Here is a 22226-nt window from a genome sequence, read left to right on the forward strand (position 1 = left end):
TAAGACGTCTATTCTGAAACTTTTTGAGAGGTTCTGGCGTCCGTAAAAATGTTTTGTTGTTTCAGGTAAAGTAAGTTTTTGTCTTCTTCATTGAATACTCTTTTACTACGCAGGTATCGATCATAATTATACTCATCAAAATCTGAAGAAGTAGTATCCATGGTACTAATATGAACATCTCCCATGGAATGAATAAATTGATTGTCTCCAATCCACATTCCCACATGCACTACCCTTTCTGAAGTAGAATCGGTCGCCGGTCTTCCAAAGAAAAGAAGGTCTCCGGGGATCAGTTTTTCAAAATTTCTGGTAGTATCTATTAATTTTCCGGTATGAACCTGTTGTGATGCGTCCCTTGGCAGCACCATCCCATTAAGAAAATATACCGTCTTGGTAAAACCGCTACAGTCTACTCCTTTAGGTGAGGTTCCTCCCCATAAATATGGAAGTCCCATTAATTTTTTTGAAGTTTCCACCAGGTCTTCTTTTTCCATATCTAAAGAAGTAAGCCAATCTTGATATGGTTGTGCTTCAGCCTTTGAAATAAAGGCTTCCCTCCCGTCAGGATACTTGACCTTATAAAATCCATTTTGTTCGCTTAAAAGCTCTAGAATGTCTCCTGCTACCAAATCTGAAATGCTTTGTGAATCACTTCTGGCTTCCTGGAAAGAATTTCCGAAGGCTTCTAAATAAATAAGTTTTTCGGCTGATTTCCATTCAGAAAATTCCTCTTTAGTTTTATTTGCTATTCCGCCGTAATCTACCCAGCCCAAATATCCATCAGGTGTCTGTACATAATACCAGCCACCGTCTTTCTTAAATACGTTTAAAGGCATCCCTAAGGTGGCCTGGGTGACCAGTTGTGCTGAATGTTTAGGTTTGTCCCGAAGGTTCGCCACAGAGATCTTTACCACTCCCAAAGTTTTTCCTTCAAGTGTTTTATCATCAGGTAACAACTGAATGCTATCTGTAAACTTAAGATCCTGGGATTCCATTTTCGATTTAAGTTCCTGCACTGCTTCGGGAAGATTAGACTCCCCTTTTAATACATAAGTATCCCCGTTTTGATGACTTTCAATATCAAACAACGCTACCCGGTTATCTGGAGCATACTGCTCATCTACCTGAGCAATGATATCTTCTGCCTTATTTACTTCTTCTTTTTCCGTAGTTTTTCCACAGGAAACAAGAACCAGTACCGTTAGCAACGCTATATAAATTGATTTGATTTTCATGATTTTCAAATATTTACTCAAAATTAAACAATTTTACCCCGGTTCCATTCCTGTCTGGAAAATGAACTTTTCCATGATCCATTTTTATGCCCTCTGCAATATCATTCCTAATTAACAGGCTACCGTCCATATCTACATAATCCAGCAAAGGCAGCAATTGTCCTATCGCCGACATGGATACAGTAGATTCGGTCATGCAACCCACCATAACTTTTAAATTTAGTGATCGGGCCTTTTCAATCATTCTTTTGCCTGGTGTGATCCCTGCACATTTAGTTAATTTTATATTCACTCCGTGAAAATAAGGAGCACATTTTTCAACGTCACCTTCCACGATACAACTTTCATCTGCGATTAGTGGAAGTTCAGATCTATTATAAAGCGCTTTCATGCCTTCCACATCCTCTGGCTTTAAAGGCTGCTCAAGAAACTCCACATTCAGATCTTTCATGGCATGACTATTTTCTATCGCCTGCTCGAGAGTCCATGCCGCATTGGCATCCAGTCTGAAAACCGAATTGGTATGCTTTCGCAATTCCTTTACTATGGCAATATCGTCTTTGGTTCCCAGTTTTATTTTATACAAAGGCCAGTGAAATTCTTTGATCTTCCTAATCATTGTATCTACTGTATCCATCCCAATTGTATAATTGGTAAGAGGAACGTCTTTAATATCCAGTCCCCACATCTTATACAATGGCATAGAATTTCTCTTTCCGTGGAGATCATGCATTGCCATATCTAAAGCACACTGGGCAAAAGGATTTTCTTTTAAATGTGGGAAAGTAAGTTCCCATAATTCTTCAGGAGAACGATGAATATTGTTTGCAATTATAGGTTCTACTTCTTTAATGGAAGTGATCATCTTCTCGACCGTTACTCCGTAATAGACTGTAGCCGCTGCCTCGCCATACCCTGTAAACTCGCCATCAGATAAAATTATAATAAGTGTAGGCTGAAAATCCCTTGAACCATGATTAATGGTAAAGGTATTCTTTAGTTCCAGGTTAAATGATTTGTATTGTATTTGCATTTCCTAGATTTTAAGTATAAACACGTATTTAAAGAGATCCGGGTTTTTTGTCATATAAAAGCCAGAGTCCAATAAATGTAAGCGCTGCATTTACCAGCAATATTTCAAATCCGAACTGATACCCGTTGAACCAGGTTTCAGAATATTGATCAAGAATTACAGAAATTATGGGTGCAAGGATGCATACCACCGGGACCAACCTGTCTTTCACAAACCTTCTGTTTAATAATCCGAAGGCAAAGAGGCCCAATAATGGTCCATAAGTAAATCCAGCTACTTTAAAAACAGCACTTACCACGCTAGAATCATTCAAGCTATTAAAAATTATAATTACCACAAACATTAAAAACGTAAAACCTATATGAACCCATAATCTTGTTCTTTTCTGGTTAGACTTCTTATTAGGTAAATCCAGAATATCTACACAGAAAGAAGTTGTTAAGGCTGTTAAAGCAGAATCGGCACTAGAGAAAGCCGCGGCAATGATTCCCAGTAAAAAGACTATTCCGGCCAGAATACCAAAATGATTCAAAGCCAATAATGGATATAGATCGTCTGTTCTTTCTGGAATTGCGATATTCTGATCTATTGCGAACTTATATAGTAAAACTCCCAGCGAAAGGAATAGAACTGTAGAAACAAAAAATGTGATGGAGAACCAGAAAATATTCTTTTGCGCATCTTTTTGATTCTTACAAGTAAGATTTTTCTGCATTACATTCTGATCCAATCCATTCATTGCGATGGTAATAAAAATACCTGCAAGGAAGGTCTTATAAAAATTTCGGTCAGACCGCCAATCCCAGTCAAATATCGTTGACATCTTACTATCAGAAACAGTAGCTATTACTTCCGAAAAACCAAGTCCCATATGATCTACGATCATTTTGATACTTATTACCACTGCCAGAAGAAGAAAAGTTGTTTGAAGTGTATCTGTCCAGACAATAGTTTTAATCCCTCCTCGAAACGTATATAACCAAATGAGTATTATCGTTGAAAGTACCGTAACGAAAAAAGGAATTCCAAAGGCATCAAAAAAAGCGATCTGCAGTACCAATGCTGCCAGGAAAAGCCTGAAAGATGCCCCAATGGTTTGCGAAATTAGAAAGAAGACAGAGCCTGTGTAATAAGAATTTTGCCCAAAACGATTTTTTAAATACTCATAAATAGATACCAGCTTTAGTTTATAAAATAATGGAATAAGTATAAATGCGATGACCGCATAACCTACCATATTCCCCATTACGAACTGTAAGTAGGTCCAGTTGGAATTTCCCACTTCACCCGGTACCGAAATAAAAGTAACTCCTGAAAGTGAGGCTCCAACCATTCCATAAGCTACCAGGAACCAGGGAGATTGCTTATTAGCTGTGAAAAAGGTGTTATTATCAGCTTTTTTTGAGGTTAAATGGCTAATTCCCAATAACACCAAAAAATAGACAGCTATAACTCCAAATACCAGTAAGGGCGTCATCTATGATCTCTTTAAATTGATTTCTTTGAATTCACTTTGATTACCAACCCTGTCTACTGCAGTAAGACCTAATTTTTCTATCTTACTCTTCTTTTCCCCTACTATATACTGCAGACTGTAAGAAGACGTATTTCCATCGAGGATCTTATAATCCCAGCCTCCCTGATCATATTTAAACCAAAGCACATATCTGGTAATTTCTTCTGAATTAGCAGCCTCCCAATTCAACAGAACCCGATCATTTTCGATCCTGGAAGTAAGAACCGGGGTTTCCGGAGCATTTTCATCAAGCCACGGACTTGGAGGCACGAGCGCTTTCTTTCTATATGGACCTTCCTGTAAAGCTTTTGCAAGATTTTCGTGTTTCAGAAGTGGGCCAATACTCCAGTGAACCGTTCCCTTACTCTCGGGCAACATCCCGCGAGTGATCATGATCTGGTTGATGGTTTCATCTACATTTTTTTCATCACCGCCAAGACCTACATTAATGCCCGGCCATAAATGCCTGTTTTTAGTATTTTCTGATTCCCACCACCCCAGTAATTCCGGAAAGCTCTGTCCGGGTTTATTAATCTGCCAGTACAATTGAGGAGTAAAATAGTCTATCCAGCCTTCATTCAGCCACAATTTAGCATCGGCATAAAGTTTATCATATTGATCATAACCGGTTACAGATTGCGGGTAACCTGGTCTCCATATCCCGAATGGACTTAAACCGAATTTTACATGAGGTTTTTCAGCTTTTATCTCTTCATAGATCCTTTTGATGAACCTGTTCACATGATCCCTTCTCCAGTCTCCTTTTGAAAGTTCTCCATTATTACTCTTATAAGAAGCAAAGGTCTTTTCATCTGGAAAGTCTTTTCCATTATTATAGGAATCGTAGGGATAAAAATAGTCATCAAAATGAACCCCATCAATATCATATCTTTCTACAATATCCATTACCACTGCTGCGGAGTGATCCTGAGTTTCCTTTTTTGCGGGATCCAGCCACCACATTCCGTTGGCAAGTTCTACAGCAAGTTCAGGTTTTTGCCTGATAATAGATGTATTGGTAACATCTCCTCCGGTAGTATGATGAGCACGATAAGGGTTTAGCCACACATGTAATTCCAGTCCTCTTTTATGAGCTTCCCTGATCCAGAAATCAAGCGGATCATAATAAGGTTCAGGAGCTTTTCCCTGTTCCCCTGTTAGAAAATATGACCATGGTTCGATCTCGCTCTCATATAAAGCATCGGCCTGAGGCCTCACCTGAAAAATTACCGCATTAAAATTATGAGTTTGGAGAAAGTCAAGGAGTTTCAATGCTTCCTTTTGCTGCTGCATCGTCGAAAGGCCAGATTTACTTGGCCAGTTGATATTCGCTACCGTAGCAACCCAGGCCGCTCTGAACTCTTCAATATTTAGGGGCGGGTTCACTCTGTTTCTTTTAGGGGTCTCGACTTTCTCCATAGGAACTTCAGGCACGGAAGCTGTTTCGCTGGAGGCACTATCTATTTCTTTTTCGATGATTTTTTCAGAAGTAGATTTTTCCTGAGTAGTTTTAGTGGTTTTACAAGAGTTCAGTAACACCAATACAAAGAGTAGCGTAAATATTTTATAACGTGATATCATAGAGTTAGGTATTTAGCAAAAGTAAATAAGTTATGTATAGAAAAGTCCTTAAGAATAACTTAAGGACTCATCCGGACTAATTCCTAATTTAACACTACCACCCAGGGTTCTGTTCAAGTTCCACGTTATTATTTCTATAAAGTGTAATTTGATCAAGTGGTAAAGGAGACAGATAAACTCTAGGATTATCGAATGTTCTTAAGGACTCCTGAGCTGATGCCGGGATGATATAACCCTGATCACCTTCAGTTAATACTAAGTTCTCAAGATTTGCATCGGGGTAATCTGATTTTACTATCCATGCCCCTCTGTTGATATCAGGATATTCTACCATATCTACATAATTTAGTTTTTTCCAGCGCTTAAGATCATCAAGTCTGAAACCTTCCATCATTAATTCAATTCTTCGCTCTCGTCTTATTTCCCATATAATTGCGCTCACAGCTGGATCTCTTTGAGGATCATCATATGTAACTCCATTCACTGCGGGTTCTGCTCCGTTTAATTGAAGATGAGGTAGCATTATTCCCTGACGGTCACGTAGTACATTGATTGATTTATCCAAATCTGCCTGGGTAAATGCCGGCCCTCCAACGCTAGCGAGTTCAGCAGCAGCTTCAGCATAATTTACCAGTACTTCACCGTAACGAATCACTGGTGCATCTGTAGGGTTTAAGTTAGAGCTTCCTATTGGATCATCCTTGATCTCTTCATTAAGGAATTTATGAGTAGCATACGCCGTAGTGGAATAATCTGAATCTATCCCGTTAATCCTTAATTCATCAGAAACAAAAGTTTCATAAATTCTAGGATCTCTGTTGGCCATTACATTCTCAATACCTTTATCTCCCTGATATTCCGGAGAGATTCCAATTGGTAAACCGTCTTCAGCCAGATATGATTCAATCGCATCTTTTGATGGACCTGTTTGAGGCTCTTTATTATTATAACTGTTAAGAGCATGTGTTAACACTCCTTCTTCGTACTCACGGTATAAGATCACTTCAGGATTTGAGGAAAGGCTTAATGAATTAAAAACCTCACGATAGTTCCCTAAAGAGAACTTTCCTGAATTTATTACCTGTTCTGCAGCCCATTTGGAAGCTTCAAGATATTCAGCTGCTTTTTGAGAATCGTTTTCGTGATATTTCTGCCAGGTCCCTTCGTAAAGGAAAACTCTGGACATGAATGCAAGTACCACACTACGGTCTACTTCCTGCCCTTCATTGTCTACATCATCCCTTACATTTTCCGCAGCATATTGAAAGTCTTCCAGTACTTTATCCATTACAAAAGTGCGATCGTCACGTTTTCTATATAATTGCTCTGTATCACCTTCCACTACTTCTGCATCGTAATAAGGTACATCACCAAAACGCTTTACAAGGTCATGATACTCCATAGCTCTGAAAAATCTTCCAATTCCGGTCCAGTGAGCGATGGCTTCCTCTTCCATTGGAACCGTTTGAACACGGTCTATAAAGATATTCGCTTTTCTAACCCAGCCAAAACCCCATCCTCCTCCAGAGGTTGGTACCTGTTGGGTAAATAATGGTGGATTAGAGGGTGCAAAATCATCATTTAATGACTGACCTGAGAAATAATCTCCCCATGAATAACCAGACCCATATCCAACAAAATACCCGGTATAAAAGCCATAAGCGAAGGTTTTCACATTCTGTTCACTAGTCCAGTAAGTTTCATCCACCAGTTCATCCTGAGGCGGAACTTCTAAAAAGTCCTTTTCACATCCTGTAATTACAAAAGCAAAAAGAAAATACACTGCTATTTTATAAATTGATTTCATCTTCTCTTAATTTTTATAAAGTTATCTGAACTCCTGCAGAAAGAGATCTTCTGAATGGGTACACACGTCCAAATGTGTTCGTGTCATTTAATCCTGCCTGGGTATAATCTACTTCAGGGTCTATAGGTAGGTTCCCATTAGTAAATTCAAACAGGTTCTCACCACTTACGTATATTCTAAATCTATCAACATTAAATCTTTCTGAAAGACCTGCGGGAATTGTATATCCAAGATTGATATTTTTCATTCTTAAATAAGACAGATCCAGTAAATATTTGGTTTGAGGTAAGAAGTTCATTGCATTATTAGATTGTTGCTGGTCGTTTGGTCTAGGATAAAATGCATCAGGATTTTCTGGTGTCCAGTAATCTAACTGATGCTCATACCAACCTTCAGCGTATCTATATCCAGGGATAAATACTGGTCCGTTAGCCCAGAAATCACGTTTTCCTACCCCTTGCATGAAAAGATTTAAGTCGAATCCTTTCCAGTTAGCACCAAGCTGTATTCCATATTGATATCTTGGAGTAGAGTTTCCAATTTTTTTCAAATCTCCTGAATCACCTACTGTTCTTGAACCATAGTCAATTACCCCATCACCATTAATATCTTTATACTTGACATCTCCCGGTCCATACTGAAACCAGCCATTTGTTTCAAATATATCCTGTGAAGCCACGCCATCGGCATAAGAACCATCCTCGTTAAAATCGTCTTCTGTAAAGAACCCATCAGTTTCATAACCCCATATTTCTCCTAAGGTCATCCCCTCATAATAGGTGTTATTAATAGCTGCTATGGGATTTGGTATTCCCATGGTAGAATTTGCATACTTGGTAACTTTCTCTTTAAAATCTGATAAAGTTCCTACCGCATTAAATTTTAGGCCATTGCTAAACTCATGCTTAAAGTCTATTGCAAGTTCCCATCCTTTGGTTTGCAATTCACCATAATTTCTTCTTGGAGCCGTTGTTCCAAATGAGCTAGGAAGTGTTACACCACTACTGTGCATATCTGAAACCGTTCTTTCATACCAGTCAAAAGTAAGTCCAAGTCGGTTCTCCAAAAATCTTGCATCAAGCCCTATATCCAGGGTAGTCACCGTTTCCCAGGTTAAAGAGTTGGGCAAGGCCCCTGGTGTACCTACAGTTACCTGCTCCTGCCCGTCTATTACCCAATTGGAACCGTATGATGACATTGTGCGATAAATATTGCTGATCCTTGCATCCTGATTTCCTACAGATCCATAAGACCCTCTTACTTTAAAGAAAGATACTGCCTTGAGGTTTTCCATAAAATCCTCTTCAGTAAGCACATAACCTAGAGACATTGACGGAAAGAAAGCCCATTTTTTATCAGGAGAAAGTCTGGAAGCACCATCATATCTTCCGTTCAGTTCCAGTAAAAATTTGTCGTTATAAGCATAATTTATTCTTCCGAAAGCACCTAAAGTAGTCCAGCGGTTTCTATTACCTCCAACAAATTGATCACCTGTAGCAAGATCTAATTCACCCTGATCTGGATTTAACAGGTTTCGTCTTTGAGAGTAGTGATCCCAGTATTCAAATTCTTCAAGATCACCACCCAATGTAAGTTTAAAATCGTGATCTCCCAGTTCTTTAGTATAGATCCCAAAAGCTTTAGCCGTATTTCTTCTACTCCAGTTTGAGCTATACTGAACACGATCGTATGCAGAACTGCTATAAGGAACATAAGAAAAATCTGCACCCTGTGCCCAGAAATTATAAGCATATAATGTCCCGCCTGTTTGGTGTTCATGACCCTCTACTCTATCGTGCGTATAATCAAAGTTAATCTCCAGATCTTTTGTTGGCGTTATTGTAGTACCTAAGTTAACCCTGGATAATGAATTTGTAATTTCATTCATATTAGCCTGTTCTACCTCAGAAATATGATTTCTGAAAGGTTTTCCATCTACCGTACCGTAAGGGTAGTATGCAGGCCATCTTGTAGTATAATACCAGGCATCATAGGTATTAGAACCAAATTTAAATGGCTCTGTAGTCAAGCTGTTACTATTTAGAACTTTTGCCCTCACATCCAACCAGTCTGTAACTTCAGTATTTATACTTAAGTTTAGGTTGTATCGCTCAAATTTATCTGCATTTGTCTTGTAAACGCCACCCTGATTTAAATATCCTAAGCCAAGGTAGTAGCTCGTCTTTTCAGATCCACCAGTAACAGATAAATCGTGTTTTTGCTGTGCTGCCCATTCCTTAATGAATAATTCCCGGGGATCCCAGGAGCGGTAGAAAAATAATCTCCCGTCTCTAACTTCGTAATCTCTGCCTTCAACCATTTCCATTCCAAGATCCTGGCCGCCATATTGCGCCTCCCAGTCTCTCATTTTGTCAATAGCCGTCTGGTCTATATACATTCCTACAATACCAAAGGCGTCTAAAGAAGGTATACGCCTATTCACAGCAGCAAAAGCCATTTCTGCCCCCTCTGCTGCCGGAGCTACTTTGGGAACTTCAGTTGGCGTAGACCATGCGAAGTTATTAGAATATGTAACTGAAGGTACTCTGTTCTTGCTACCATTTTTAGTAGTAATCAAAATTACACCCCAGGCACCTCTAGCTCCATATATAGAGGTAGAAGCTGCATCCTTAAGTACTGAAATACTTTCAATATCCTGAGGGTTTATAGCTTGAAGGTTGGACACCTCAACGTTATCTACCAGAATAAGAGGCTCTGCTCCTCCTCCAGTTCCCAAAGTCCCTACAGATCCTCTTAATTTTATGGTTGGATTTTCACCAATTTGACCTGTAGGACTCGTAATTGTAAGACCCGGGCTGGTACCCTGAAGTCCACGACCTACATCGGTTATGGGTCTGGATTCCAATACTTCTGTATCAATTGTAGATACTGCACCAGTAAGGTCTTTTCTTTTCTGATTACCATATCCCACCACCACAACTTCATCTAAACTTTCAGTATCTGTTTGAAGGGTGATTTGAAACTGAGATTGATTTCCCAGTTTTACTTCTTGTGTCTGGAACCCAAGAGAAGAAAAAACAAGTATCGTTTCACCTGCATCTGGAACAGATAATTCAAAATGACCATCAAAATCTGTTACTGTTCCATTAGAAGTATTTTGAACCATTACGGTTACTCCCGGAAGTGGTAGACCATCTTCATCAAAAACGTCTCCCGTAATTTCTTTTTGCTGAGCCCAGAGACTTACAGTAAAAAGGCAAAATAGAAGAACAAAAAATTGTCGATTTTTTCCCATAGTTAGCGTTTCATTAGTGAAGTTTTACAATAAATTAAAATAATATTTAAATTATTGTTAAATATATAATATAATGGAAAATAAAAAAACTTTTAGAGATTTTTTTTAATAATAAAATATACTTAATCGAATTTTTTAATTAACTCAATTACATATTATTATCTTTTTAAAGCTTTTCTTACACTTCCGTGCGCTTTTAAAAGCTTTTCTGCCTCTTCTTTTTCAACACCAAGTTCTTCCATAATCATACGTACTCCACGCCCCACAAGCTTACTATTAGACAATTGCATATCTACCATCTTATTCCCTTTAATTCTTCCTAATTTGATCATTACGGAAGTAGAGATCATATTTAAGACAAGTTTTTGAGCGGTGCCTGCTTTCATACGAGTACTTCCCGTAACAAACTCAGGTCCTGTTCTTACTTCTATGGGAAATTCTGAAGCTTCTCCAAGTGGGCTACCCGCACTACAGGCAATACAACCGGTAATAATTCCATTTTTTCTTGCTTCCTTAATACCCCCAATCACATAAGGTGTGGTACCAGAAGCTGCGATACCAACGAGAACATCCTTTTCAGAAATATTATATTCCTGAAGATCTTTCCATGCCTGCTGGGTATCGTCTTCAGCATTTTCTACAGCATTTCTTAAGGCTGTATCTCCGCCGGCGATAAGTCCTACCACAATTTCTGCGCTAACTCCAAAAGTTGGTGGACATTCAGACGCATCTAAAACACCCAGGCGACCGCTTGTCCCGGCTCCTATATAGAATAACCTGCCTCCTGCTTCTATCTTTGGTACGATTTGATCTACCAGTTTTTCAATAGACGTAATTTCCTTTTTTACGTTTTCAGCAACGGTTTGGTCTTCCTTATTAATATTAGATAATAATTCAATTGTGCTCATCTTTTCCAGATGATCATAATTTGAAGTTCTCTCTGTATCAGGATTCTTTTTATTCATTTTAGTGGTCTTTAATTAATTCTTCTGAAAAAATTCCCTTTTGAGTACCAACCTCCCATTTTACTTCAGGACTTTTAAAATAGTTGATCCCAAGTTCATTTAATCTTCTACCGTGCCTGGCGAGCCTTTTTGTGAAATTTTCAAAATTCCTTTTAGAATCATGAGTCCAGCCTATTTCTGCAACTGCAATGCTCCGCGGCCATAATCGGTCATCGGCCCTGTCATCACTTATTACCAATTCACTCCAAACCGGAGCTTCAATACCTATCACACGAGTATCATCGGTTCTATAACTGTATACCTTCTCCAGGCTTAAACCTTCCGCACTACACCATTTATAAGTATTTTCCTGATCGCGAACATTTCCGTGATCTAAGTAGAAGAATTTGCAAAAGGAATCGATGATCTTCTGGTTTTCCCCAATTTTAGTTTGACCATTCCAACGTTGAACTATAAAATCTTCATCAAGATCTGCCTTCGCACTCTCTTCCCAGCCAATTGTCATCTTTCCGTATGTATTAACTATAGCATCAGCTTTCCCAATAAACTCCTTATATAATGGATCTTCTATCTCATCACCGCCAATATGTATCCATTTTCCCGTTGTGATCTCTGAAAGTTCTTTAATAATATCATCAACAAATTTGTAGGTCGCGGGATCTTTAAGACAAAACCTGGACCATCCTACTTTATAACCATCATAAAGATCTGGGGGTAAAGCTCTTTTTGGTTCAATATTCTTATTATCCTCACAATTCAATTCCGGGTACGCGGTTAATGCTGCATAAATATGACCTGGCATATCGATCTCAGGAATGATCACGATATTTCGATTTTCAGCATATTCCTGTAAAGTTTTAAATTCCTGCTGGGTTAAATACCCTGAACGACCATTTTTAACCGCACTCTTTCCACCTATTTCGGTTAGTTTTGGATATTGTTTTATTTCAATTCGCCAGCCCTGATCATCACTTAAATGAAGATGCAAACGATTGAGTTTGTAAAGAGCCATTCTATCTATATGTGCCTTGATATATTCTTTAGAAAGAAAACTTCTCGCGATATCCAGCATGCTTCCTCGCCATGAAAATTTTGGTTTATCTACAATTTCAACAAACCGCAGTCTAATTTCTGAATCTAAGTTTCCCGCTTCCACTTCTGCAGGAAATATTTGTCTTAATGTCTGAATTCCATAAAACATTCCAGTCTTAGTGGCGCTGATAATATGGACCCCCGCCGCATTGACCTGTAGTTTATAACCTTCATCGCCCAGGTCTCCATGCAAATTTTTGTTAATTTGAAGGTTCCAGTTTCCGCAATTATCACCTTCCTGTAATGCTATATCATATTTTTTCGCGGCCAGTAATTTTTTTATCCATGAAACTGATTTTTCGCTTTCAATATCATAGCAGATGGTATTTTTCTTTGGGATACTAAAAAACTTCTCTCCCCATACTAAATGTTGTGGTGCAGGAATGATCGCCGGAAAATTTTCTGAGTCTAATCCTGAAATATCCTGCATTGAAAAACAGGGAATACTTAACATCATAAGAATTAAAAATACTGCTGAGGATTTATAGACTTTTGAATTCATACTTATGGATATTAATATTTATGAATTTATTGATACCTGTCAGCGATATCAACTTCGGAAATTTCGATAATGAGGTTTGCTAGTTTTTGGGTGACAGTTTTGAAGAATTTTTCACCCTTTTCTTTATTGGCCTTCTTTGGATTACCAATTCCGGTATCCTGAGTAACCATAGACCATTGTCTTTCTGACCAGGCCCAGCCTTCTCTAATTCCTGTGATTCTGGATTTTTTTTCTTTCCCGTCCCCGGCTTCTTTAAGATCTGAAACCAGTTCTGGTTTCAAATGTAACATCAGGCTGGTTTCCATTTCATCTGCATGATCTCCTTCCTTCTCAAAGAATTCCGATTTATCAACCACGTCAAAGAAATTTGTAGAAACCAAAAGCATTTTTGGATATTTTAATCCTAATTCTCTTAAAATGGGTTTGAAATTATTTCCTCCGTGACCATTCAGCAGTATTAGTATATATATATCCTGGCGGTTTAAAACTTCAATGATATCTGATAATATGGCGAGTTGAGTGCTGGGATAGAGATTCATATCCAGTTTTATATTTGCCTGGCCCGTATTTACTCCAAAAGGTATATTTGGCAAAACTTTTAATTTCACTCCTTTTTCCCATGCAATCCTACCTGCTTCAGCAGCGAGTGCTTCAATCTGGTAATTATCTGTTCCATAAGGAAGGTGATAATTATGAGCTTCTGTAGCGCCCCATGTTAATACAGCTACCTCTGTATCCTCTTCTTTTATTGCTTTCCATTTACTTTCAGATAAAATATAAGGTCTCATTATTTCCTGATTTTAAAGCCTGAAACTGCGAAGTATAATATGAATAAGTAACAAGGTACCATTACCCAGTAAGCTTCTTGCGGATTCCAACTTTCAGCAAGTGCTCCATACGCTAAAGGTACAATTGCTCCCCCTGCGATTCCCATCACCAGTAAAGAGGATGCTGCCTTAGTAAATCTTCCTACATCTGCAAGTGCTAGAGGCCAGATCGCCGGCCACATTAAAGAATTGGCAAGACCTAATAATGCAATAAACGCCAGTGATACATAACCTTCAGTAAAAATAGCCAGTATAGAAAATACGATTCCAAATACTGCTGAAAGCTTTAAGGCATTTTCCTGTTTGATGAATTTTGGAATGGTAATAATCCCAATGATATACCCTACAACCATAGCTACCATGGTTCCAGTGGCAAAATATTTAGCGGTAGTAAGTGCAATTCCCTGTGATGCTCCATAACTAATAATACTATCTGCCGCAATCACTTCCACCCCAACATATAGAAATAAGGTGATCACTCCCAATATCACATGCGGAAAATCAAAAACACTGTTTTTCCCTGCGTTACTTGTAGATAAATTTTCGTCTTCTTCATCGGTATCCACTTCTGGCAGGCTTGATTTATATACCCAGAATGCTAGCAGTAAAAGCACGATTATAATTCCTATATAAGGCGGAATGACCCTTAAGGCCATTTCATTAAGTTCATTGATCCTTTCAGCAGCAGTTAAGTTTGCTACTTCAGATTGGAGTTCATCTGCCTTTTCCAGTTGTAAGAAGAAACCGATAAGAATGGGTGCTATAGCACCCGCCAGCTTATTGCAAATCCCCATAATACTGATACGCTTCGCAGCACTTTCAGCAGGTCCAACGATAGTTACATAAGGATTGGAAGCTGTTTGCAAAATTGCAAGTCCGCTACCCATTATGAATAATCCTGATAGAAATAATAGGTACGTTCTTGTAATGGCCGCAGGTATAAAGAGAAGTGCGCCAAATGCCATGATTAAAAGTGCGACCGACATTCCTTTTTTAAAACCTAATTTATTGAGAGTACGGGTAGAAATGGGCGCCATTACCACATAGGCAATATAGAAAGCAAAGGTTACAAAGAACGATTGGAATTTGGTGAGTTCACAGGCGATTTCAAGATACGGGATTAACAGTGAGTTTAACCAGGTTACAAATCCAAAAATGAAAAATAAGGCTCCTATTATAATTATAGAACGCGTGGTTCCTCCTCCAGATTGAGAAAAATTAGCCTTTTCTTTTGCTACGGAATTTGCCATATCTACGATGAATGAAGTTTAAGGTAATATTGATTGTTGAATTTCTGAAGTTTCCCTTTTACTAATAATGAGAGACGCGGCCCCCAGAAGCGCGGTATTCTCCATATCAGAAGGTTTGATCACCAGCTGATCCAGTACTTTTTTAAACGGAAAATCACTGATGGTTCTTTTAAGCTGAGCTTCAAAGAATTTAAAAGATTTACTCACCGAGCCGCCAAGAAAGATCGCTTCAGGGGAAAGGATAAAAAGTATCGTTTTGATCGCATTTCCTAAATGGATTCCAAATTCTTCTAAAATCCTCAAGGCTTCCTCGTCGCCTTTTTCAGCTTTTAGATATAAATCTGTTCCTTTCACATCATATTCTCTTCTGAAGAATTTACCACTGCAGTAATCTTCAATAGTTTTATCCAGATAAGGTAGGCTTCCAAGTTCTCCTGCACTGGAAAAACTGCCGGAATAAAGCTGATTGTTAGCGATGATTCCCGTACCAAATCCAGTCCCCATGGTGATCCCTACCATATTAGTATATTTTTTACCTTCTCCCAGAGTTTTTTCCCCAAGAGCAAAAACGTTCGCATCGTTGGTAATTTTTACAGGGATTTTAAAATGTTTTTCCAGATGCTTTTTAAGGTGAACTTCTTTCCAGGAGGAAATATTTAAAAGATCATAGACAACGCCTTCTTTTTCGTCCACCAAACCAGGAACGCCAATCCCTATACCTTCAAAATCATGTTTACCTAAAGCTTCTATCTCTTTAATAATATTTAGAACGATATCTTCTTTGGATGAGCCTGAAAGTGTGGGAAACGTTTTTTCATGAATAACTTTTGATTCCTGAACAATCCCGAGTTGTATTTTGGTTCCACCTATATCAATACCAAGTATTTTCTTTTTCATTTACTGCATTTTGACAGAAATCATCAAGGCTTTTTTATTAAAAATAACAAATGAGCAACGACAAATTATGTATAAATTTATAATATAAACAAATTCTTTTATAAAATTTTTATAAAAGTTATTTAGAATAGCGGATTATTATACAATGTTAACAGAAAAGATTGTCAATCCAGAATTATTCTCTCAAGAGATACAAATAAACTATATTTGCAAACTTAAATCTGTTAATTATTTTTCTATTAATTAACCAGAAAAACTGAAGATGAAGAACATTCGAAATTTTTGCATCATTGCACATATAGATCACGGGAAAAGTACCCTGGCCGATCGTTTATTGGATTTTACGGGAGCTGTAACCGAAAGGGAAAAACAGGAACAACTCCTGGATAGCATGGACCTTGAACGCGAACGAGGGATCACGATCAAATCTCACGCAATCCAGATGGATTATGTTCATGAAGGCGAAGAATTCGTATTAAACCTTATCGATACTCCTGGTCACGTAGATTTCTCTTACGAAGTTTCGAGATCTATCGCGGCCTGCGAAGGAGCTTTATTAGTAGTAGATGCCGCTCAGAGTATACAGGCACAAACAATTTCGAATTTATATCTGGCTTTAGAAAATGACCTGGAAATTATTCCGGTTTTAAATAAAGTAGATCTTCCAAGTGCAAATCCTGAAGAAGTGACCGATGATATCGTAGATCTTTTAGGTTGCGATCCTTCTGAAGTGATTCCTGCCAGTGCAAAAACCGGACTTGGAATCAAGGAAATTCTGGATGCCATCATCAATCGTATTCCTGCACCCAGCGGGAAAGTGGATGCGCCTTTAAGAGCCTTGATATTTGACTCGGTTTATAACCCTTTCAGAGGTGTGGAAACTTATTTCAGGGTGATCAATGGTTCAATCAGGAAAGGAGAAAAAATTAAATTTGTTGCTACAGATAAGACCTATGATGCAGATGAGGTAGGAACGCTTCGTTTAAAACAATTTCCTCGAAAAGAGATAAAAACCGGAGATGTAGGTTACCTAATCACTGGAATTAAGGACGCTCGTGAGGTAAAGGTAGGAGATACTATTACCAGCGCTGCGAATCCTACAACAGAAGCTGTAGCTGGTTTTGAAGATGTAAAACCAATGGTATTCGCCGGAATCTATCCGGTAGATACTGAAGATTATGAGGAGCTTAGAGCTTCTATGGAAAAATTGCAGCTAAATGATGCTTCGCTGGTGTTTACACCTGAAAGTTCTGCTGCTCTTGGATTTGGTTTCAGATGTGGATTCCTTGGGATGCTCCATCTTGAAATTATTCAGGAAAGACTCGAACGTGAATTTGACATGACCGTGATCACCACGGTTCCTAACGTGTCTTATCACGCTTATACGAACAAAAATCCCGATGATGTGATTTTGGTAAATAATCCATCAGATCTTCCCGAACCTTCAAGTTTAAATAGGGTAGAAGAGCCTTTTATTAAGGCTACGATCATTACCAAAGCAGATTATGTAGGGAATGTGATGTCACTTTGTATTGAAAAAAGGGGAGAGATCACTAATCAGACCTATTTGACTACCGAGCGAGTTGAACTAACTTTTGATATGCCATTAGCAGAGATCGTTTTTGATTTTTACGATCGCTTAAAGACCGTTTCAAGAGGTTATGCATCTTTTGATTATGCTCCAATTGGATTAAGGCAGTCTAAACTGGTAAAAGTAGATATGCTCCTAAATGCGAATATAGTGGATGCACTCTCAGCATTATTACATGTGGACAATGCCTACGATATAGGAAAGAAAATGTGTGAGAAGCTAAAAGAATTGATCCCGAGACAACAATTTGATATTCCAATTCAGGCAGCCATCGGCGCAAAGATCATTGCCAGGGAGACTGTAAAAGCTCTTCGTAAGGATGTTACCGCAAAATGTTACGGTGGTGATATTTCCCGTAAAAGGAAACTTCTTGAAAAGCAGAAAAAAGGTAAAAAACGTATGCGCCAGGTAGGTAATGTGGAAATTCCTCAGGAAGCGTTTATGGCAGTACTTAAGTTGAACGACTAGTATTAGTTCGGAGCTTTCAGTTCAGAGTTCGGTGTTGTTATCCGTCTTTCAATAAATATTGTTTTAACCCGGAGATATCATCTTTGATATTTCAGTCAAGCTTGTACGCATTGTTATTTGGTGATGCGAACTTATATATTTCTGTCTTTCAGCTATAGTAGTACATACTATATATTCTTTCAGAGAACTGGAAGCTATTCCCAGATATCTGGCAAATTCTCTTTTGGAACCACCAGAGCCTTCAGCAATATTCAATGATATTGAAACTGCCGCTCTCCTAAATTGGGAAATTAAACCATAGGTTTCTTCCTTTGGAAAATCCTTTGTGATGTTATAAATATAATCTGTAAACACTATTGATTTTTGATATACCTCTAATTCTTCAAATTTGAATTTCATAAGTCTGAAGATAATATTATTCTAATTCAACTCAATTACCACTAGCGTTTAATCATTTTTAGGAAGTTTTTATTTTTGTAAATTAAAAGGATTAAACCTCAGAAATAAAAACCACGAACTACGAACTAGAAAACTACAGACAAGAAATGGCCGGACATAGTAAATGGGCGAATATAAAGCATAGGAAAGGAGCACAGGATAAGAAACGGGCGAAACAATTTACCAGGGCGATCAAAGAGATCACGGTAGCTGTAAAAGAGGGTGGAGGTCCAGATCCGGAAACAAATCCCTCACTGAGAAATGCTGTTCAAAATGCCAAGGGTGTGAATATGCCCAAAGATACTATTGAAAGAGCTATAAAGAAGGCGAGTGGTGCAGATGCCGATAATTATGAAACGGTCACTTTTGAAGGCTATGGTCCAAACGGAATTGCAATTTTCGTAGAATGTACTACAGATAATACCAATAGAACAGTGGCTTCGGTAAGATCTATATTTTCAAAGAATGCTGGTAGTCTTGGAACCAATGGTTCTCTCGAATTTCTTTTCGATAAAAAAGGTGTGTTTACCCTCGAAAAAGAAAGTATTGAAAAAGATCTCGACGAGTTAGAGCTGGAGTTAATTGAAGGTGGTGCCAGTAAATTTGAGAAAGAAGATGAATTCTTGACTGTTTATACTGAATTTACAGACTTTGGACTGATGTCCTCAAAGTTGGAGGAGCTTGAACTGGAGCCAAAAAATTCTGAAGTACAGCGAATTCCGATAAATACCGTTGAATTACCTGTAGATGATGCTATTAAAATCCTGAATCTGGTAGAAAAGTTCGAAGATGATGATGACGTTCAGAATGTTTATCATAATCTTGAAATCACCGATGACTTAATTGAGGAAATGGAAAAGCAGGAGGATTAATCCTGCTTGATATTTTCTTTTATATTTTCTTTTTCTTCGCTATCTCCCTGCTCAATTTGCTTTCCTAAGTAAACCAGCATAAAACCTTCCTCAATCTCAACGTCCATACTATTAGAAGGGATAATACTCAATTCTCCTTCGTTATTCTTGACAAATAGCGGAATAATGTCAGAATCTGTCTTACTAATCTCTATCAAGCCTTCATAATGTTCTTTGGAGTTGAGATCCATCTCATGAATAGAAGGATATTTACGGGCAAGATTCGTAAGTTTTATATAATCATCTGTTTGAGAAAATAAACCTTCTTTTGGATTATTCTCAGGATCATCCATTTCATCGGAAGAAACGACTCTAAAAGAACCATTTTCTCCAAAATGTTTTCTGAATTTTTCAATAGCATTGGTATTCACTTCAGAATTCCCTGTTAGAGCCATTAAATAGCCCACATCACTTAATTCTATATTGTTGATAAGATCATCTGAATATACATTTTCCTGAATCGCATCCAGGCCAAGTTCTCTTGCTTTTTTGATATTTGAACCATTACTGTCTATAAGTACCACATGTCTCTTATTCTTTTTCAGGTAAGCTCCAATTAATCTGGAAATAGTTGAAGCACCAATGATCAATATTCCCTGAGAATTTTTCAGAAAAACACCTACCAGTTGCGCAAATAGTCTTGCGGTGGTTGCATTCAATAATACAGTACCAAGCACGATCATAAATACCAGTGGAGTGATATATTCAGCCCCGGGAACTCCCTGGTTTGCGAGTTCAATACCAAAAAGTGAAGCGATACCGGCAGCTACAATACCACGAGGACCTACCCAGCTTATAAATAATTTTTCATTGGTCTTTAAAGAAGAGCCAATACTACTCACAAATACACCCAGGGGTCTCACTACTAGTACAACGGTGGCAAATAGTATGAGTGCTTTAATATCATAAACCAGCATAAGGTCTTCCATATTAATATTAGCCGCAAGGAGTATAAAGAGGATAGAGATTAAAAGAACGCTAAGAGATTCTTTGAAATAAAGCAATTCTTTCAGGTTTGGTAAATTGATATTTCCCATCACCATACCCATGACCACCACGGCTAATAGTCCGCTTTCATGAGCAAACATATCGGCCAGTACAAAAACACCAAGCACGGTGGCGAGTGTAAGTACATTTAAAAGATAGTGAGGAATTACATTCTTCTTAATGGCGAAGGCTAGTGCATGTGCAAAAGTAAATCCGAAAGTAAAACCAAAAAGTACAATCTTACCAAACTCTAATAATGCGGTTTCGGTAAACTCGGTTCCGGTACCTGCACTAATAAATTCAAACATTAATACGGCTACTAAAGCACCAATGGGATCAATAAGAATCCCTTCCCATTTTAAGATCGCTGAAACATCCTTTTTCAACGGAATATTCCGAAGAATAGGAGTAATTACTGTAGGTCCTGTTACTATAATTAGAGCCGCGAATAAAAAGCTAATCTGCCAGCTGAGATCAAAGATAAAGTGGGCGGCCACCCCTGCACCAAAAAAAGTAACAATTACGGCGATGGTAATTAGTTTTAATATTACAGGTCCAACATTAAGGATTTCTCCCTTTCTAAGAGTTAATCCTCCTTCAAAAAGAATGATACCTATGGCCAGCGAAACAAAATAGAAAAGCCCCTTTCCCGGAAACAGACCTGAGGTTCCATCCCAAATAGGTTCGATTAATTTAGAACCGTCTACGGTAAAGAAGGTAGAGAGAGGTCCAACTGAAAGTCCAATAAGTATAAGTGGTAGAATTGCAGGAATTTTAAACCGCCATGCCAACCACTGAGCCAAAATACCCAAAATCACTATTCCCGCTAATTCAATCATAAGTTCCTCGTTTACTAATAGAAGCTAAAAATATTAAAAATGTTTAACTCTGAAAGCTTATTATCTCAAGGCTTTCATAAAATTGATCCTGTTAAATGAAATGAAAATAATTCGAAAAGGCTACAAGATTTTCTATTTTGCAGATAATTTTTAAAAATCATGCAATGAAACTATATCCTATTGAAGCTGGAAATTTCAAACTTGACGGTGGAGCGATGTTTGGTGTCGTACCCAAAAGCCTCTGGACAAGAACAAATCCGGCAGACTCTAATAATATGATAGACATTGCAGCGCGCTGTTTACTTATTGAAGATGGTGACAGACTTATGCTGATAGATACCGGAATGGGCGATAAGCAAAGTGAAAAATTCTTTGGTTATTACTATCGGTGGGGAGATCATAGTATAGATAAATCATTAAAAAAATACGGTTTTCACCGGGATGATATTACCGATATTTTTATGACACATCTTCATTTTGACCATTGTGGAGGGAGTATTCAATGGAATAAAGACCGAACAGGCTATGAACCAGCTTTCAAAAATGCCCGTTTTTGGAGCAATAAAGACCACTGGTTATGGGCAACCCAACCCAATGATCGGGAAAAAGCTTCTTTCCTTAAGGAAAATATCATTCCCATGGAACAAAGTGGTAAACTCCATTTTATTGAAAAAGAGGAGGATAAAGATTTTCAGCATTACGAAAATCTTGGTTTTGGCGTATTATTTGTAGATGGACATACAGATAAGCAAATGATCCCACATATTGAATATAAAGGAAAAAAGCTTGTTTTTATGGCAGATCTACTGCCAACTGCCGGGCATATTCCTCTACCATTCGTTATGGGGTATGACACCAGGCCTTTGCTCACTTTGCCAGAGAAAAAGAAATTTTTGGAAACGGCAGCAGATGAAAATTATTATCTGTTTATGGAACATGATGCTCATAATGAAATTATAACCCTAAAAAACACAGAGAAAGGTGTTAGGCTGGATAAAACGCATACCTTCAACGAATTATTTAACTAAACA

General features: G+C 38.1%; 16 protein-coding genes. 3 read left to right on the top strand and 13 right to left on the bottom strand.

The window, feature by feature from the left end:
* Positions 1-8 precede the first annotated feature (8 nt).
* From BLT95_RS10295 to BLT95_RS10345, 11 genes are all read right to left on the bottom strand, one after another.
* Positions 9-1235, bottom strand: a complete 1227-nt coding sequence (locus BLT95_RS10295) for an SH3 domain-containing protein (protein ID WP_089666003.1) — start codon at positions 1233-1235, stop codon at positions 9-11.
* A gap of 13 nt (positions 1236-1248) precedes the next feature.
* A complete protein-coding gene (locus BLT95_RS10300; protein ID WP_089666004.1) occupies positions 1249-2268 on the bottom strand; it encodes a dipeptide epimerase in 1020 nt (339 codons plus the stop codon).
* Positions 2269-2296: 28 nt separating this feature from the next.
* Positions 2297-3745 carry a sodium:solute symporter gene (locus BLT95_RS10305; protein WP_089666005.1) on the bottom strand — a complete coding sequence of 483 codons (1449 nt, stop codon included), beginning with the start codon at positions 3743-3745 and terminating at the stop codon, positions 2297-2299.
* Complete coding sequence (locus tag BLT95_RS10310) at positions 3746-5365, bottom strand: family 10 glycosylhydrolase (RefSeq protein ID WP_089666006.1); 1620 nt, start codon at positions 5363-5365, stop codon at positions 3746-3748.
* A 94-nt stretch (positions 5366-5459) separates the two neighbouring features.
* Positions 5460-7172, bottom strand: coding sequence for a RagB/SusD family nutrient uptake outer membrane protein (locus tag BLT95_RS10315; protein WP_089666007.1), 1713 nt, complete (start codon positions 7170-7172; stop codon positions 5460-5462).
* A 13-nt stretch (positions 7173-7185) separates the two neighbouring features.
* Positions 7186-10428 (bottom strand): TonB-dependent receptor, encoded by a 3243-nt coding sequence (locus tag BLT95_RS10320; RefSeq protein ID WP_089666008.1) that lies wholly within the window; start codon positions 10426-10428, stop codon positions 7186-7188.
* A 158-nt stretch (positions 10429-10586) separates the two neighbouring features.
* A complete protein-coding gene (gene murQ / locus BLT95_RS10325; protein WP_089666009.1) occupies positions 10587-11393 on the bottom strand; it encodes an N-acetylmuramic acid 6-phosphate etherase in 807 nt (268 codons plus the stop codon).
* Position 11394: 1 nt separating this feature from the next.
* Positions 11395-12987 carry a beta-N-acetylhexosaminidase gene (locus tag BLT95_RS10330; protein WP_089666010.1) on the bottom strand — a complete coding sequence of 531 codons (1593 nt, stop codon included), beginning with the start codon at positions 12985-12987 and terminating at the stop codon, positions 11395-11397.
* A 26-nt stretch (positions 12988-13013) separates the two neighbouring features.
* Entirely contained in the window at positions 13014-13775 is a 762-nt protein-coding gene (locus BLT95_RS10335) for a creatininase family protein (RefSeq protein ID WP_089666011.1), read from the bottom strand.
* Positions 13775-15064 carry a sugar MFS transporter gene (locus BLT95_RS10340; RefSeq protein WP_089666012.1) on the bottom strand — a complete coding sequence of 430 codons (1290 nt, stop codon included), beginning with the start codon at positions 15062-15064 and terminating at the stop codon, positions 13775-13777. Before BLT95_RS10340 ends, BLT95_RS10335 begins: the two co-directional genes overlap by 1 nt.
* Before the next feature lie 18 nt (positions 15065-15082).
* Complete coding sequence (locus tag BLT95_RS10345) at positions 15083-15961, bottom strand: ROK family protein (RefSeq protein ID WP_089666013.1); 879 nt, start codon at positions 15959-15961, stop codon at positions 15083-15085.
* A gap of 262 nt (positions 15962-16223) precedes the next feature.
* Here BLT95_RS10345 and lepA point away from each other — a divergent pair, with 262 nt between their 5' ends.
* Positions 16224-18020, top strand: a complete 1797-nt coding sequence (lepA, locus tag BLT95_RS10350) for a translation elongation factor 4 (protein WP_089666014.1) — start codon at positions 16224-16226, stop codon at positions 18018-18020.
* A 63-nt stretch (positions 18021-18083) separates the two neighbouring features.
* Here lepA and BLT95_RS10355 read toward each other — a convergent pair whose 3' ends face one another.
* On the bottom strand, positions 18084-18419 hold the full coding sequence (locus BLT95_RS10355; protein ID WP_231896354.1) for a four helix bundle protein: 336 nt from the start codon (positions 18417-18419) through the stop codon (positions 18084-18086).
* 146 nt (positions 18420-18565) lie between these two features.
* On the opposite strand from BLT95_RS10355, the gene BLT95_RS10360 reads away from it, so the two are divergent.
* Complete coding sequence (locus tag BLT95_RS10360) at positions 18566-19330, top strand: YebC/PmpR family DNA-binding transcriptional regulator (protein ID WP_089666015.1); 765 nt, start codon at positions 18566-18568, stop codon at positions 19328-19330.
* Here BLT95_RS10360 and BLT95_RS10365 read toward each other — a convergent pair.
* Positions 19327-21195 carry a sodium:proton antiporter gene (locus BLT95_RS10365; protein WP_089666016.1) on the bottom strand — a complete coding sequence of 623 codons (1869 nt, stop codon included), beginning with the start codon at positions 21193-21195 and terminating at the stop codon, positions 19327-19329. The two genes, BLT95_RS10360 and BLT95_RS10365, sit on opposite strands and share 4 nt — an antisense overlap.
* A gap of 164 nt (positions 21196-21359) precedes the next feature.
* Here BLT95_RS10365 and BLT95_RS10370 point away from each other — a divergent pair, with 164 nt between their 5' ends.
* Entirely contained in the window at positions 21360-22223 is an 864-nt protein-coding gene (locus tag BLT95_RS10370; RefSeq protein WP_089666017.1) for an MBL fold metallo-hydrolase, read from the top strand.
* Positions 22224-22226 lie beyond the last annotated feature (3 nt).

It is taken from the genome of Gramella sp. MAR_2010_147 (assembly GCF_900105135.1).
Lineage (GTDB): Bacteria > Bacteroidota > Bacteroidia > Flavobacteriales > Flavobacteriaceae > Christiangramia.